The sequence below is a fragment of the Methanolobus sp. WCC5 genome (assembly GCF_045690325.1).
Classification (GTDB): Archaea; Halobacteriota; Methanosarcinia; order Methanosarcinales; family Methanosarcinaceae; genus Methanolobus.
Genome location: NZ_CP146981.1, coordinates 2,376,772 through 2,391,909, shown reverse-complemented (window position 1 = coordinate 2,391,909; position 15,138 = coordinate 2,376,772). Strand labels below are relative to the sequence as shown.

14 protein-coding genes are annotated in these 15,138 nt (G+C 45.3%); 6 read left to right on the top strand and 8 right to left on the bottom strand.

Translation table 11 applies throughout. The features are described from left to right. Nucleotides 1-10: 10 nt before the first annotated feature. The 7 genes from V7O64_RS11660 to V7O64_RS11630 all read right to left on the bottom strand — a co-directional run bounded on the left by V7O64_RS11660 (nucleotide 11) and on the right by V7O64_RS11630 (nucleotide 7,825). A complete protein-coding gene (locus V7O64_RS11660) occupies nucleotides 11-1,225 on the bottom strand; it encodes an ABC transporter permease (protein WP_407355554.1) in 1,215 nt (404 codons plus the stop codon). A gap of 32 nt (nucleotides 1,226-1,257) precedes the next feature. Beyond that, complete coding sequence (locus V7O64_RS11655; protein WP_407355553.1) at nucleotides 1,258-2,487, bottom strand: COG1361 S-layer family protein; 1,230 nt, start codon at nucleotides 2,485-2,487, stop codon at nucleotides 1,258-1,260. A gap of 14 nt (nucleotides 2,488-2,501) precedes the next feature. After that, nucleotides 2,502-3,206, bottom strand: coding sequence for an ABC transporter ATP-binding protein (locus V7O64_RS11650; RefSeq protein ID WP_407357338.1), 705 nt, complete (start codon nucleotides 3,204-3,206; stop codon nucleotides 2,502-2,504). 154 nt (nucleotides 3,207-3,360) lie between these two features. Beyond that, nucleotides 3,361-4,575, bottom strand: coding sequence for an ABC transporter permease (locus V7O64_RS11645; RefSeq protein ID WP_407355552.1), 1,215 nt, complete (start codon nucleotides 4,573-4,575; stop codon nucleotides 3,361-3,363). Nucleotides 4,576-4,577: 2 nt separating this feature from the next. Continuing rightward, nucleotides 4,578-5,792 carry an ABC transporter permease gene (locus V7O64_RS11640; RefSeq protein ID WP_407355551.1) on the bottom strand — a complete coding sequence of 405 codons (1,215 nt, stop codon included), beginning with the start codon at nucleotides 5,790-5,792 and terminating at the stop codon, nucleotides 4,578-4,580. A 25-nt stretch (nucleotides 5,793-5,817) separates the two neighbouring features. Then, on the bottom strand, nucleotides 5,818-7,002 hold the full coding sequence (locus tag V7O64_RS11635; protein WP_407355550.1) for a COG1361 S-layer family protein: 1,185 nt from the start codon (nucleotides 7,000-7,002) through the stop codon (nucleotides 5,818-5,820). Between the two features lie 112 nt (nucleotides 7,003-7,114). Next, the gene (locus tag V7O64_RS11630) at nucleotides 7,115-7,825 is read right to left on the bottom strand and encodes an ABC transporter ATP-binding protein (protein ID WP_407355549.1); all 711 of its coding nucleotides are present in this window, start codon (nucleotides 7,823-7,825) and stop codon (nucleotides 7,115-7,117) included. A gap of 281 nt (nucleotides 7,826-8,106) precedes the next feature. Here V7O64_RS11630 and V7O64_RS11625 point away from each other — a divergent pair, with 281 nt between their 5' ends. Genes V7O64_RS11625 through V7O64_RS11610 form a run of 4 tightly spaced genes read left to right on the top strand, consistent with a single transcriptional unit; the run spans nucleotide 8,107 to nucleotide 12,006 of the window. Further along, nucleotides 8,107-8,730, top strand: a complete 624-nt coding sequence (locus tag V7O64_RS11625; RefSeq protein WP_407355548.1) for a YIP1 family protein — start codon at nucleotides 8,107-8,109, stop codon at nucleotides 8,728-8,730. An 11-nt stretch (nucleotides 8,731-8,741) separates the two neighbouring features. Continuing rightward, the gene (locus tag V7O64_RS11620; protein ID WP_407355547.1) at nucleotides 8,742-10,070 is read left to right on the top strand and encodes a COG1361 S-layer family protein; all 1,329 of its coding nucleotides are present in this window, start codon (nucleotides 8,742-8,744) and stop codon (nucleotides 10,068-10,070) included. Between the two features lie 11 nt (nucleotides 10,071-10,081). Next, the gene (locus V7O64_RS11615) at nucleotides 10,082-10,813 is read left to right on the top strand and encodes an ABC transporter ATP-binding protein (RefSeq protein WP_407355546.1); all 732 of its coding nucleotides are present in this window, start codon (nucleotides 10,082-10,084) and stop codon (nucleotides 10,811-10,813) included. Continuing rightward, nucleotides 10,810-12,006: an ABC transporter permease gene (locus V7O64_RS11610; protein WP_407355545.1), complete on the top strand. Its 1,197-nt coding sequence runs from the start codon at nucleotides 10,810-10,812 to the stop codon at nucleotides 12,004-12,006. Before V7O64_RS11615 ends, V7O64_RS11610 begins: the two co-directional genes overlap by 4 nt. Nucleotides 12,007-12,013: 7 nt before the next feature. Here the strand turns inward: V7O64_RS11610 and V7O64_RS11605 are convergent, their stop codons facing one another. Continuing rightward, a complete protein-coding gene (locus V7O64_RS11605) occupies nucleotides 12,014-12,718 on the bottom strand; it encodes a DNA alkylation repair protein (RefSeq protein WP_407355544.1) in 705 nt (234 codons plus the stop codon). A 105-nt stretch (nucleotides 12,719-12,823) separates the two neighbouring features. Here V7O64_RS11605 and V7O64_RS11600 point away from each other — a divergent pair, with 105 nt between their 5' ends. Beyond that, nucleotides 12,824-13,939, top strand: coding sequence for a hypothetical protein (locus tag V7O64_RS11600; protein WP_407355543.1), 1,116 nt, complete (start codon nucleotides 12,824-12,826; stop codon nucleotides 13,937-13,939). 12 nt (nucleotides 13,940-13,951) lie between these two features. Then, on the top strand, nucleotides 13,952-15,109 hold the full coding sequence (locus tag V7O64_RS11595) for an ABC transporter permease (protein ID WP_407355542.1): 1,158 nt from the start codon (nucleotides 13,952-13,954) through the stop codon (nucleotides 15,107-15,109). Nucleotides 15,110-15,138: the final 29 nt, after the last annotated feature.

The following is a 15,138-nucleotide window of genomic DNA, read 5'->3' as shown; positions in this document are numbered from 1 at the left end:
CTGATTTCAATCATTCATGCCGAAGTGCATCCACCGGATTCATCCTTGCAGCCTTGTTAGCCGGGTATATGCCGGCAAGCAGACCAACAACAAGCGATACCAGCATGCCTGTCAGGATCATGTCCACAGGGAAAACATAAGGCAGATTCATTGCAGTGTCCACAAGATATGCACCTGCCACACCAAGGATGATTCCCAGTACACCACCTAAAAGTCCCACAACCATGGATTCCACCATGAACAGGGACAAGACCTCGTAATTCTTATACCCAAGGGACTTCATGATACCAATTTCCCCTGTTCTCTCCGTTACCGTCACAAGCATGATGTTCATAATACCTATGGAACCCACGATAAGTGATATCAGGGCAACCGAGGTGAGTAACGACCCCAGTGCATCAGAGAGCTGATCAACATCTTCAAGTATCTCTGCCTGATTTAAAAGAAGATACGGTTTTGCATCTTCATTGTCAAGATCCCTGAAAGGAACGCCCAGGTTTCTGGCAAGTCTTTTGTCTACCTCATCTGTGACATGGTTTATAGAATCCATGCTTGCAGCAGCCGCAAAGAAGCCCCAGTAATAATCCTCACCCATTATCTCGTTCATGGTTGCTATGGGAATGAATATCCTTGTGTCCGGCTCGATCCCGCTTTGAACGAATGTTGTCTCGGGACTGGCCACAATTCCCTTTACCTTGAATTGTCTGGTAACTTGTTCCCCATCAGACCTTGTGAATGTCAGTTCTATGGTATTCTTATCCGATATCTTGCGATCGAACTTCTCATATGCCACATCATGGCCGATTACAGCCATATACTTATCCTTGTCATCGATAAAAGTCCCGCTTTCCATCCGGATGTTGGCAACTTGTTCGTAGTCCTCCGAGACCCCCTGAACCTCTATCTGCCTTACAGTGGAAATATACCGTACCTGGGCCACCTCCTGGCTCAGGGGAGATACACCTATTATACCAGGGGTATTCTTTACTATCTCCATCTCACTGTCATGGAAAAGGTTTGCAGTCTTTCCCTGGATAATGATGAAATTGTTCCCTACAGAACCTATCTCCTCAGTAAAGTACTGGCTAAAGCTTGCACCCAGTGAAACATTGGCGATCACAGCGGCCACACCTATGACTATTCCAAGTGTGGTCAGCGCCGATCTCAGTTTCGAACTTCCGATGCTTGCAATAGCCATCCTGAAAGAATGTTTCAGACTTAGCATAAATATCGCCTTGACCCCGAAGCAACCTCAGCTTAGTTCTGTTTCCTGCGTTTTATGAATATAACACCAGGAATACAAAGCAACAATAAGAGCGCTACGCCTGTTGCCAGAGTGCCGTTGTTTTTCTTTTCCTCGGTAACAATGGCAAGTTCACGGACAGCCACTTCATCACTATGCTGGTTAATACCGTTCCTGTAATCAACTGTGATGGTCACCGGAACTGCTGAAAGCTCACTGTCACTTTTTGCCTTGATCTCAATGGTGAAGAGTTCGTCTGCACCCATTGAACCCACAAAGTATTCCTCCGGAGAGAAGGTAACATCATCGGCACACAGTCTTACACTCACTGAACTCAGGTCATTGGGATGCATGTTAGCCACGTCAAACTCAAGGGTGCCCTCACCGTTTACAAGTTCGAGGGGTTTAGAAGGTATGACCTTAACAGAGGCAGAATCTACCTTGACCGGTATCCTCCAGTTATTATTGTACGCATGGGAATTGCCCACCATGGAAAGATCCAGATAGTAGGTCCCATCCCTTACATCATCTGCAAGCTCAATATTATAGCTTAGGGTAATGGAATCGCCAGGGCCTATCACACCGGAACCTTCGTAAATGTTGCTTGTTACATCTATACCCTCAACACCTTTTAGCATTGCAGACTGCACACGCGCATTGGTGTCATAATCAAAACCATCAATGTTTACCGAGCTTTCGGTTGCCGTGTTACTGAGAACGAAACTTACTGTCCCGGAGTCTGCGGGCATGAATACCACAGGATCACAGGAAAACCCGGTAAGCTCCATTGTTCCCTTGCTGTTGAATGTGCTGGAACCGACATTGAGGTTAAAGGAGCTTTTATACCAGATCCCACCTTCGTATACCTGATAAAAAATATCCACAGAACCGGTGCCAACTTTTGCATTCTCATCAACGTAAAGACGGAATTCATGTACTGCAGCCGAATCAGGAGAAAGTATGCCAATGTATTTGACAGCATTCCTCTCTGAATCAAGAGAAAATGGATACTCAGGATCGATCCTGAGGGATAATGCATCTGCTCTTCCGTAGCCAGTGTTTTCTATCTTCACCCTTACATCCACATATTCACCTATCTGAGCCGGAAAAGGGTCATAGTCTATTATGTCAACCTTCATGGTAGCAGCTGATGCTGCCGAAACAGGAACCATGAAAGAACCGCTTAACATTGCTGCACAAAGAAAAATTCCTAAGTATCTTTTAATATCATCCATTAGTGTCATTATAAACCACCCGTTCAATTATTAACGATACAGCCGTCCCTGATGTAGATCACCCTGTCAACATACTGTTCCATTTCAGGATCATGGGTTATCATCACAATTGTTCGCCCCTGTCTGTGCAGGTCAGAGAATATACCCATGACCTCCTCTCCTGTCCTGGAATCCAGGTTTCCTGTTGGTTCATCAGCGAGTATGAGAGACGGATCATTTATCAAAGACCTGGCTATTGCAACCCTCTGCCTTTGCCCGCCCGAAAGTTCTGATGGCCTGTGGCCCATGCGGTCATCAAGACCCACCAGCTTCAGCAGGTCCTGTGCCCGCGAAGAGGTGTCCATTCCCTTCTTTGTATTGGAATAAGTTGGCAACATCACATTCTCGTAGGCGCTCAGACGTGGGATCAGGTTGAAATTCTGGAACACAAAACCAATCTCAAATCCCCGAAGCTCTGCAAGCTCATTGTCAGATATGGTGTTCGTGTCCCTGCCCATTAGCATGACATTGCCTGATGTAGGCCTGTCAAGACACCCCACCATATTCATCAGTGTGCTTTTCCCGGAGCCAGAAGGTCCCATTATGGCAACGAATTCCCCTTTTTTGATGCACATGTCTATGCCATGTAAGATGGGGACTTCCATATCACCAAGGAAATAACTCTTTTTCAGACACCTGATATCAATAACATTGTTACCATCAGGAACAGATTCGTTGTAACCAGACATTGTCATTTACCTCTCATACTCCAACTTGACTATTTATCGTCAAGTCTGACAATGTATTATAGCTACTTAAACCTTTCTATTTATCGACAGGAATGAATATAGTTTGCAGGATCATATTGGACAAAAATGCTAAAGGCACAACATCAGAATTACATCATTCGTGCCTTAGAGCTTCCACTGGATTCAGATTTGCTGCCTTATTGGCAGGATATACTCCGGCCACCAGGCCTACAAGAACAGATATGGAAAATCCCAGAAAAATAAGATAAATCGGGAACACCGGAGGAATATTCAGATAGAGTTCCACCAGATAAGAGCCCACAAGTCCCAGGGTTGTTCCAAGAATACCGCCAATGACACCGATTATGATTGATTCCATAATGAATAGAGACAGGATTCCCGACCTTGTGTAGCCAAGGGATTTCAAAAGACCTATCTCCCTTGTCCTTTCAGTAACTGTGACCAGCATGATGTTCATGATACCAATGGACCCCACAATGAGGGCTACAAGTGCCACAAGGGTGATCAGAATCGTCAGTGTATTTGCAAGCTGGTCCAGTTGTTCGATGATCTCTGCCTGATTAAAGATGCGATATGGCTTTGCATCAGGATTATCAAGGTCCCTGGTCGGCACCCCAAGTGATCTTGCCAGACGTTTGTCCACCTCCTCTGCGACCTCACTCACAGACTCGACACTCCCGGTCCTGGCGGAAAAACCGCCATAATCGGTGACATTCAGCATCTCGTTCAATGTAGCTACGGGAACATAGATAGTAGCATCACGGTCAGGACCACCCTGCACAAAAGTATTATCTTCTCCTATAAGTATGCCTTTTACCCGGAATTTACGGGTCACACTGGTCCCGTCACTACGTTTGATGGTTATATCAATATAGTTCTTGATGGAGACATCCCTGTCAAATTTGTCCTTTGCTACATCTCTCCCCAATACTGCTACGTATTTGTCCTTATCTGTCAGGAAACTCCCCTCTTCGGCAAGAAGGTTAGATATGTACTGGGCATCCTGGGATACACCCTGCACATCTATCTGCCGGGTTACTGACCTATAGGTAACAGCAGCTGTCTGCTGATTGAAACCTGAAACACCCTCTATGCCCGGGGTGTTCCTTATCAACTCCAGCTCATTATCGTAAAATACGTTAACATCCTGACTGTAGATGATTATGAAATTTGAGCCCAGGGAACCAAGCTCATCTGTGAAATATTGGTTGAAGCTGGCACCGAGTGATACATTTGCCACAACTGCAGCAACACCTATTATTATACCAAGGGCTGTGAGTGTTGAGCGCAGTTTTGCACTCCCTATGCTTCCAAGGGCAATGACAAATGCATGTTTTAAATCTATCATGATCACTCCTTCCTCAAAGCTTCTACAGGGTTCATTCGTGCAGCCTTCCTGGCAGGATAAACCCCTGCAAACAGCCCGACAAGTACAGAGACTGAGAAGCCCAGGAATATAAGGCTCAGGGGAAAGATGTTGGGTACACCCAGCAGACTATTTGCGATCATTGCAACACCTATTCCAAGGATTGTACCAAGTATACCGCCTATAAGTCCTACGATGATAGATTCGATTATAAAGAGGGAAAGGACGTCCTTTTCACTGTAACCCAGGGATTTCAAAAGACCTATCTCCCTGGTCCTTTCAGCAACTGTAACAAGCATGATGTTCATTATTCCTATAGAACCAACTATCAGTGAAATAAGAGCAACCGAGGTCAGCAGGGATGCCAGTGCACTTGAAAGCTGGTTTGTCTGCTCCAGGATCTCGATCTGGTCGAAGAGGACATACGGTTTTGCATCATCATTATCCAGGTCCCTGCCAGGAACACCAAGGCTGCGTGCAAGGCGTCTGTCTATCTCATCTGCAGTCTCCCTGACCATTTCAAGGCTCTGAGCTTTTATGAAAAAACCTCCATAATCGTCCCTGTCAAGTATCTCATTCATTGTCCCTATGGGAATGAATACACGAATCTCAGGCTCGACCCCTGTTTGTGCAAATGTGGTGTTGGGATCCTGTATCACTCCCTTGACAATGAAGGTCCTTGTGACCACATCACCATCCTCTTTCCTGAATGTGATATCGATAGGATTCTTGATAGATATCTTCTTATCGAATTTATCATATGCAACATCAGCACCTATGACTGCAACATAGCGGTCCTTGTCCGTCAGGAAGGTTCCCGAATCCATCCTTAAGTTTGCCACTTCTGCATAGTCCTCTGTAACTCCCTGGATGTCGATCTGCCTTGAAGTTGACATGTAAGTGACCCTTGCCATCTGCTGATTTATAGGAGAAACTCCTTCAACGCCCGGCGTATTTCTTATGATCTCAAGCTCTTTATCAAAGAACACGTCGATATTCTGGCTGTAGATGACCACGAAATTAGAGCCCACTGCTCCTATCTCATCATCGAAGTACTGGTTGAAACTGACTCCTAGCGACACATTGGCTATCACCGCTGCAACGCCGATGATGATACCAAGGGTGGTGAGGGCAGACCTGAGCTTGGAACTGCCGATACTACCCAGTGATATATTTACAGCCTGAGCCAGACTTAACATAGAATACGCATCCTGCTCTGCTTAGCTATTCTTTATCCATCTTCCTTTTGTAGAGAACATAGGCCCCTCCTCCGACTACCACCAGCAGGAGCAACACAATATAAGTAGCTGAGCTATTGTCATTTTCAACCAGATGATGTTGCAACTGGCGAACCCCTACCTGCTCTGCATGCTGATTCAGCCCGTTCCTGTAATCCGCATGTATGACAAGGTCCGTAGGGAATGATATGCTATCATCCACTGCCTTTGCATTTATCTCGATAGTGAAGAGCTCATCCGGATCCATTGAACCAATAAAATACTCTGCCGGGGAGAACTCAATACCCTCTGATTCAAGTCTGACACTTACAGAGGAAAGCATGTTTGGATGAATGTTGGCTACATCGAACTCCAGGGTACCTGCTCCGTTCTCAAGCATCAGGGATTTTGAAGGAATGACCCTGACAGAGGATGAGTCCACCTGCAAAGGTATCCTCCAGTTATTATTATATGAGTGAGAACTGCCTACAATGGAAAAATCAAGATAGTATGTCCCATCGGGAGTATCCTCATCCACATGCACATTATAGGTAAGGTCCACAGACTCACCGGGACCAATGACACCGTTACCATTATATGTTCCGGTGGCTACATTGATGCCTTCTGCACCTGTAAGGGAAGCAGATTGTATCCTGGCATTGGTATCATACTGCTGGTCATCGACGGTGATCGTATACTGAGTGGCACTGTTTGTTAGCGTGAATGAGATGGTGCCACTGTCCCCGGGCATGAAGACCTCGGGCTCTTTTGCAGGTGTTCCTGCAAGCTGCACGGTCCCTTTGCTGTCGAAGGTGTCAGAACCTACCCTTAATTCGAACTCCTTCTTGAACCATGTACCCCCTTCACTCTCCTGATACCACACTTCAATGGTACCTATACCCGCTTTGGCACTGGGGTCGGTATAGAGACGAAACTCATTGACCGCAGCATTATTAGGTGCCAGTATCCCTATGCTGACCTGGGAGTTCTCGTTGCTTACCGAGAATGGATAATCAGGAACCACCCTCACGGAAAGGGAATTTGCTTTTGCATACCCCAGGTTCTCCACTTTGACCCAGACACTTACGTATTCCCCTATCTCTGCAGGAACAGGTTCGTACTTAAGGATACTTACCTTAAGGTCCGCCCCGTCTGCTGCAGAGGCATTTAGTGGAGACAGAAGTGATAACAATAATACGGAGATTAAAATCAAGATCAGTCTATTTTTCCCCAACATGTTCTTTCCTCATTTTCATATTTCCCCATCATATCAGTGTTTGCATTTTTGTTAAATTCAGTAAGATTCAGTTTTCCATGACACCATCTTTCAGGTGTACGACCCGGTCTGCATATTGAGCAAGGTCCGGATCATGAGTGATCATTACTATTGTCCTGCCTTTTTTATGAAGATCGGAAAAGATCCTCATAATATCATCCCCTGTTACAGAATCAAGGTTCCCTGTAGGCTCATCCGCAAGGATGAGGGAAGGATCATTTATCAGTGCCCGTGCAATTGCAACTCTTTGCTGCTGGCCTCCTGACATTGCCGAGGGTTTATAGTTCATACGCTCCTTCAAGCCAACCATTTCCACAAGCTCCCTTGCCTTTTTCCTTGTATCGACACCGGGTTTCTTGTTAGCATAAGTAGGAAGTTCGACATTCTGCAGTGTTGTAAGCCTCGGGACAAGGTTGAAATTCTGAAAGACAAAACCGATCTCCAGTCCGCGCAGTTTTGCAAGTTCCGGATCAGGGAGAGTATTCACGTCCCTGCCCATTAAAAGTACCTGTCCGCAACTTGGCCTGTCAAGACACCCTATCATGTTCATCAGTGTACTCTTTCCAGAACCGGAAGGACCCATTATGGCAACGAACTCCCCGGGCATTACCCGCAGGTCCACGCTTTTGAGTATGGGTACATCCATATCCCCAACGTGGTAACTCTTGCAGATGCTGACCAGCTCGATCACAGGAACATTATTCAGGACCTTAAGACCACCGTTATTATCTTCACTCATAATTTGCCCACTCTAAGCATACTACTGCACAAATTAATAAATATTCACTAACAGAATATTCATGTTCCAGACTTTAAGGTAATTCTGAGCTGAACTTATAAAAAGGTATTTTATACGATTTATGTAGAATATAAAAGGCAATTGAATAGAAAGAAAATTTACACATTTCAATAATAAACTATAAATAATCAGAAGTATATGAAGTACCTGTCTAAAAATCGACAGATCAGATTATCAAACATATGGCTTGCAGATATACTATGTAAAAGGATGTGGAAAGGATGCTGGAAGTATTGACCGACCCAAACGGGTTCTTCAAAAGAAAGATCAACGAAGAAAATGAGTGGAAAACCCCCCTGATCATAATGGCCGTTATGGCAATACTGGGTGCTTTGAGTGCTTACATTACAATGATGAAAGTAATGGAGTCATTGCCTCAGGAAGCGGCAGCATTTGCAGGAGTTGGTGCAGCTTTCGGGATAGTTGGTGCGATAATTGGCGTTATTTTTGCATGGGTCCTATACAGTGCGATATTTTACCTCATATCACTGGTGTTCAACGGTGAAGGAAGTTTTAAGAGAGTCATGGAGTTTGTGTCCTACGGTTTCATACCAAGCATAGCCAGTTCTGCCATCAGTCTCTATTTCACTAATAAAATACTTTCTGGTATTGATTTTAGTATGGATGACCCCACAATGATAGCAGATATGATTCTCACAGACCCTTCCATGAAGATAGCGGGCATACTTGGAATAATCTTTACACTCTGGAGTGCGAATATCTGGATATTTGGCATGATGTATGCAAGAAACCTTAGTTTCAAGAACGCTGCAATAACAGTGGGTATCCCAATAGGGCTTTATGTGCTGTACACATTGTATACCCTTAAAATATTCGGCGTATGAACATGAAGAACATGATAAAAGTACTGATTGTGGCAATGATATTTCTTGCCACGTTCTCCTTTTCCGGAACTGCAAGTACGACGATCAGGCCAACTGTCTCCCTTGACTATGAGATGGAACCGGAGGTATTCATGCCCGGTGACATAGGCACCATCACTGTAACCCTTAAGAACATGGCAAGCGGTGAGATATATGTAGAAGAGGACGATGAGACACTGGACATGAACGCATACATTGCAAGTGGCAGCCTCAATGGGAACGGGAAGCTGGAAATACTGGACCAGAGCTACACAAACATCGGGATGCTGGGGCCCGGTGATAACCTGAGACTCACATTCAATATCAAAGTAAAGGATAATGTTGCCACGGGAGTCCATTATGCGGATCTTAAGATAATTGGTGGCAGCAACATGTACGACCTTAACTACCGCATACCTGTGAAAGTGGATGAGAGGAATGTAAAACTGATAGTATCCAATCTGCCTTCAACACTTATGAACGAGGTTTCCACCATCAGCGTGGACGTGGTGAACCGCAGACCAAATGATGTAAAAAGCGTAATCGTTACACCATATGCAGAAGGTATGACCTTCACACCCTCCGATTACTTTGTAGGAACAGTATCAGAAGGAAACAAATCAACTGCCACATTCACCCTCAATACAATGTCCTGTGAGCAGGAATACAACACAGTCTCATTCTCAGCATCCTATTTTAACGGAGACAACCTGCACTACACAGAAAATACAGTAAAGGATGTAAGGATAATAAAACAATCTCCTCTTGTGTTCACAGCTATTGAGACAGTGAGTGCAGGAAACAAGTACACGATCACAGGGGACCTGAACAATTTCGGCATCACGGATGCCAAGAACGTGATGGTGTCAGTAGCAAGCCTTGATGGACTTGAACCTGTACAGCCTTATGCAAATTACTTCATCGGGACACTGGAGGCAGACGACTTCAGCAGTTTTGAGCTCAGCGCCAGGGTGACATCCGGGAACATAACTGCAATACCAATACTCATAGAATTCAGGGACCCTGACAATGCCTACACTGCGATCTCCCAGGAAATTCCAATCCAATCCGGAACAGGAACAGGAACAGGAACTAGTTTCTCTGTGAAAAACGATGAGAACGAAAGTTCCACCGGCCTCTGGCTGATGGCCGGGATAATTGCCATCGGGATCGTTGCAGTAATAGGTTATTCATGGAAAAAGCGCAGGGATGAAGAGGAAGGAAAAGAAGAAAAAGAAGGATATGAAGAGGAAGAGTATGAAGATTGGGAAGATGGCGAGATAACAGAAGACATCATTGATGAGGAAGAATTCCTCAAATAAACGGTGCTTACATGCAACAGGCAAAACCCTCATCACATCCAAAAAAGAAAATCGTTCCTTCTGACAGGCCATATCCCATAGTACAGATGAAGGATGTTAAGCGTATATATACACTCGGAAAGAACAGGATACATGCCCTGAACGGGGTCAGTCTTTCCATTAAGAAAGGGGACTTTGTAACCATCATGGGATCATCCGGCTCTGGGAAAAGTACTCTTTTGAACATGATAGGATGTCTTGACCTTCCCACTTCAGGCAGAGTAAAGATCAATAACGTAGACCTCTCAAAACTTGATGATGACGGCCTTACGGCAATCCGCAGGAACAATATAGGTTTCATCTTCCAGCAGTTCAACCTGATACCGACCCTCACTGCCATCGAGAATGTTGAGATCCCTATGATATTCAACGGCCAGTCCACCGCCAAAAGGAGGAAGAAAGCCCTTAGTGTATTGAAAAGAGCAGACCTTCCACTGGAATTTGCAAACCACAAGCCCAATGAGATGTCAGGAGGGCAGCAGCAGAGAGTTGCAATTGCACGGGCACTGGCAAACGACCCACCTATACTGCTTGCTGACGAACCGACAGGTAACCTGGACACCAGGACCGGAAACAATATCATGGAACTGCTAAAGCAGCTGAATGCCAGCGGAACGACTGTTATCGTTGTCACTCATGATCCTAAAATGGAAGAATATTCTAATACAAGCATAAGGATACAGGACGGGGAGATCATAAAATGAAAATTACGGATAGATTTCCATCCGTGCCTTCCATGCTCAGGAACAATATGTATGCCGAACTGGCAAAACGCAATCTCAAAAGACAGTCCGTGCGTACCATACTTGCAGCCATAGGCATTATCATAGGAGTGATCGCAATATCCTCCATGGGTATCCTGGGTAACAGCCTCAAGCTCTCGGTCACAGACTCCTTTGCTGATGTAGGAGACAGGCTGGTGGTCTCGCCTGCGCCCGGAGAAGACCATATTACAGAGAGGCAGGTAGACCAGATGAGAAAGGTAGCGAATATAGAAAGCATAATACCCGTATCATCCAGTGGGGAGATCATCGAGTACAAAAAAAGTGGAGCTACTATTCAGTCTTTCGTATCGGTATATAGTATCGGCAAGGATGACCTTGAGAAACTGGCTGAACTTGAGCAGGGAAGATATTTCAAAGCCGGATCCACAGACTGTGTAGTAGGTGCAAGCATAGCACGTAACCTTGAACTTACCCCCGGACAGAAGATAGAGATAGATGGCAATAAACTCAGGGTCGTTGGAATACTCAAGGAAAAAGGACTGGGGTTTGACATCAACACCGACAGTGGAGCATTCACTTCTGAGGAGATGTACAATAAATTATATCCGGATGCTGAAGAAGGGTATGACACTGTCATAGTCATAGTGAAGGACATAGACAATATAGACGCAGTTGCCGATGAGATAGAAGAACGCATCAACAAGAAAGAAGAGCTTGTTACAGTCTTTGCCATGAACGCCATTACAGATAGTCTGGACGATGTGTTCAGGTCCATTTCCATGTTCCTCATTGGCATAGGTTCCATATCACTGCTTGTTGCCGGTGTGAGTATACTCAACGTTATGCTCATGTCCACCATGGAACGAACAAAGGAGATAGGCATCATGAAAGCTGTTGGTGCATCAAGGAAGGATATTCTCAAGATGTTCCTGCTTGAGGCACTGTTCCTTGGACTTATCGCCAGTACCGCAGGTGCGATACTCACGATCAGTGGCAGCTATCTAGTAATGGCACTGGTTGTCAAGAACACCTCATACCTCTTTACTTTATCCAGTATGTTCTATGTTATGGAGGGGTTCTTCTTCGGAATAGCTACAAGCCTTGTTGGTGGAATGTATCCTGCATGGAAAGCTTCAAGGATGAAACCACTGGATGCACTGAGATACGAGTGATACACTCTCATTTGCGTGCTTTTTCCAGTTTTTCTAGCACTTTTTCACTTCTCAGTTCCCTGAGTGCATCGGCAGCGATCCATCTGGCACTGCCGGAACTTCCATCCAGCAATTCTTCACATAATGCCATGGCACGTGCGTTAAGAGCGAGGTTCCTTTTACCTATCTGGCGCAAAGCCCAGTTAACAGCTTTTTTAACATAGTTACGCGGGTCATCTGAACCATTGATTATCAATGGGAAGAATTGTTCAAACTGAGCATCGTCGGCTTTTTTATCACTCACAGCAAGCCTTGCCATCATAACATATCCAGCCCTTTTTACCAACTCCTCGTCCCTGCGACTCCACTCCATGGCCTTATCATAGGCAAGCGGATGATCCTCAAAAAGATTCATGCAACACTGATCACATATCTCCCAGTAATCGAACTCCTGCACCCACTCGTCCATCTGTTCCCCGGTAACCTGGGACACATCATCCACCATACCTGCAAGTATACGTGTTTCGCGGATATCGCCTTCCCAGAGTTTCAATGCGAGTTCATGATTCCTGCCCAAACCTTTTGCTATCCTGCGCAGCACAGGTATGGAAACACCGTATGCCTTTTTCGGGGTGATGCCATACCTTGCCATACCTTCAATTGCTTCAGGTCTTGAATTAGATTCCAGTTCATGGATAATATCACTGTATATTTCTGAGAATGAAAGTACCATATCAGGACTCCTTATATCCAGTAGTCAGTATGAAGATATTAATTAAGCTCACAGATTGATATAAATAGTATCAAAATGAACTTATTTAAACATTGGAGCCATTTCATGAGAACTGCTTTTTTGTCCCTTGTATTGATCCTGCTTATCATTTTCTCTGTAAATACTTCTTATGGACTTGATTGCGAATCTGAGAACAATGGCTTATATGTCACAGATATCTATTCTGACCTTGAGACATGCGACATAACATTGCAAAGCTCTGAAAATATCAGCGGACTGAAGCTTGATGTAACCCTGGAACATGCCGGCAGCATACTGGACAGACAGACCTTTTCCATTGAAGCGATCTCGCCCGGAAAGAGTGTTACAAAAGCCTTCATGTGGGACACTGACAATAAAGGTGATGGGAAATATACCGTGAGGACCGCTGTCACCAGAGACGGATGCACACTCATAGAGGATACATACAATTTCATTGCCGGGCGGCAGATAATCCCACGACTGACCGTTAATGACCTTGTCGCCAATTCCAGAGGCGCCAGCATCATGGTAACCCCGACGGATGCAGTGCTCTTTGATGTGGAGTACATGCTAATAGAGGGATCAGATGTGATCTACTCAAGCACCCAAAAGAAAGTCTCCGTGCACACCCAGCCAATGGAAGTCAGCAGGGACTGGAACGTAATACTTGAAAACAACAGGCAGTACAGTGCAAAGGTCAAGGTCAAAATATACTCACCTTCTGTGAGCTATATTGCCCTCAAGGAAGATTTCGTTGCACATGACGATGTTTTCATCAGTGACAGCTATAAGGACCATATCGGAGCCAGTGCCACCATTGAAGGTATATCGCAGGTGCCTTTCACAGGCTCTGTGAGGTTCACAGTCTCAAAACAAGATAATGGAAAAGAAATTGTAGTATATTCAGTTACAGAAAAATCACCTGTAATCCTCAATGGGGACGACGAGACTGTGGAAACGATCTGGCAGGAGCGTCTGACCAGTGGGTTATACAGACTTGTCATCGAAATTATCGCCAATGACGGGGACATTCTGGACAGGGAGGAAAGTATCATTGAATCGGATTATGAACCCCCTGCAGAACATGCAGGAACAACAGGTTCCGATGATGCCGGACAAACCCCCGGATTCATGCTGCCAGGCTCTCTGGCCATTGTTGCAGTTGCTGCCCTGATAAAGACGTGCCGGAAAGAACACTGATAGGTGTGAGTGATGCGATATGAGCTTTTCATTGCAATACGCCACATAAGAGCAAGAAAAAGACAGACCATACTCTCAGTTGCAGCCATAGGGATAGCTGTAATGATACTCATGGTGTCCCAGGCATTCATGGCAGGATTCACCCAGGAACTCTACGACAAGACAGTAAATAACCTGCCGCATGTTGTCGTTTCGCCCAGGGAAAATGATGAATACATCCACCTTTATAAGAATATTGTCGGAAAGATCAGCGATATAGACGGTGTCGTAGCCTCATCACCTTACCTGATAGGAGAGGCTTCTTTTAAGTCCAGGGACAATACAAAGAATGCTGTCCTTAAAGGTATAATACCCTCACAGGAAGACTATGTCGCCCACACAGGAAATGATATAATAAAAGGTGAATACGACGAACTTACATATTCAGAAAAAAGCATAATCATAGGAGATAAGTTCGCAGAAGATATGGACCTGGATCTGGGAGACCGGGTGGAGATCTCCTTCCCCAATGCAAACCCGACATCCCTTAAAGTTGTAGCCATCTATGACACCGGCACGGCACTTGACGCAAGCCTGACATACACATCACTTAAAGACGCCCAGGACTTCTACGGCACTGCGGATGTGATAAACGGGATATCCCTGCGGCTGGAGGATTTCAACAGGGACAGGGAAATAGCCCGGATAATAGAAGACAACGGTTACAATGCTGACGGATGGACGGTAAACAACCCTGAGATACTCAGGACCATTGCCATTGAGACCATATCGAACAATGTGACGCTTGGATTCATCCTGCTCATTGCCTCCTTTGGGGTTGTGAGCACACTGAACATGGTGGTCATGGGAAAGGTGAAAGAGATAGGCATATTGATGGCAATGGGTGCCACAAGGTCACAGATAAGGTTCATCTTCCTGATAGAGAGCGGCATACTTGGCCTTGCTGGAGCGGTATCTGGAACTGCGGCTGGTGTCTTGCTTGCGATGTCCATTGGAAGCTACCAGCTTCCCGAAGGTGTGTATGGTCTTGAATCCATACCAGTGGTAGTCAGAAGCGCAGATGTACTGTGGATAATCACAATAGTATTTTTGCTGAACCTCATAGCAGGTATATATCCGGCACAGAAGGCTGCCAGCCTTGATCCCGTGGAAGCCATATCCACAAGGTAGTCTGATGAAGCATTTTTATCATCTGCTTC

Bases quoted from the DNA above. Each gene is read 5' to 3' on its own strand.
- V7O64_RS11660 (WP_407355554.1), bottom strand. From the start codon at position 1,225: ATGCTAAGTCTGAAACATTCTTTCAGGATGGCTATTGCAAGCATCGGA.
- V7O64_RS11655 (WP_407355553.1), bottom strand. From the start codon at position 2,487: ATGACACTAATGGATGATATTAAAAGATACTTAGGAATTTTTCTTTGT.
- V7O64_RS11650 (WP_407357338.1), bottom strand. From the start codon at position 3,206: ATGTCTGGTTACAACGAATCTGTTCCTGATGGTAACAATGTTATTGAT.
- V7O64_RS11645 (WP_407355552.1), bottom strand. From the start codon at position 4,575: ATGATAGATTTAAAACATGCATTTGTCATTGCCCTTGGAAGCATAGGG.
- V7O64_RS11640 (WP_407355551.1), bottom strand. From the start codon at position 5,792: ATGTTAAGTCTGGCTCAGGCTGTAAATATATCACTGGGTAGTATCGGC.
- V7O64_RS11630 (WP_407355549.1), bottom strand. From the start codon at position 7,825: ATGAGTGAAGATAATAACGGTGGTCTTAAGGTCCTGAATAATGTTCCT.
- V7O64_RS11625 (WP_407355548.1), top strand. From the start codon at position 8,107: ATGCTGGAAGTATTGACCGACCCAAACGGGTTCTTCAAAAGAAAGATC.
- V7O64_RS11620 (WP_407355547.1), top strand. From the start codon at position 8,742: ATGATAAAAGTACTGATTGTGGCAATGATATTTCTTGCCACGTTCTCC.
- V7O64_RS11615 (WP_407355546.1), top strand. From the start codon at position 10,082: ATGCAACAGGCAAAACCCTCATCACATCCAAAAAAGAAAATCGTTCCT.
- V7O64_RS11610 (WP_407355545.1), top strand. From the start codon at position 10,810: ATGAAAATTACGGATAGATTTCCATCCGTGCCTTCCATGCTCAGGAAC.
- V7O64_RS11605 (WP_407355544.1), bottom strand. From the start codon at position 12,718: ATGGTACTTTCATTCTCAGAAATATACAGTGATATTATCCATGAACTG.
- V7O64_RS11600 (WP_407355543.1), top strand. From the start codon at position 12,824: ATGAGAACTGCTTTTTTGTCCCTTGTATTGATCCTGCTTATCATTTTC.
- V7O64_RS11595 (WP_407355542.1), top strand. From the start codon at position 13,952: ATGCGATATGAGCTTTTCATTGCAATACGCCACATAAGAGCAAGAAAA.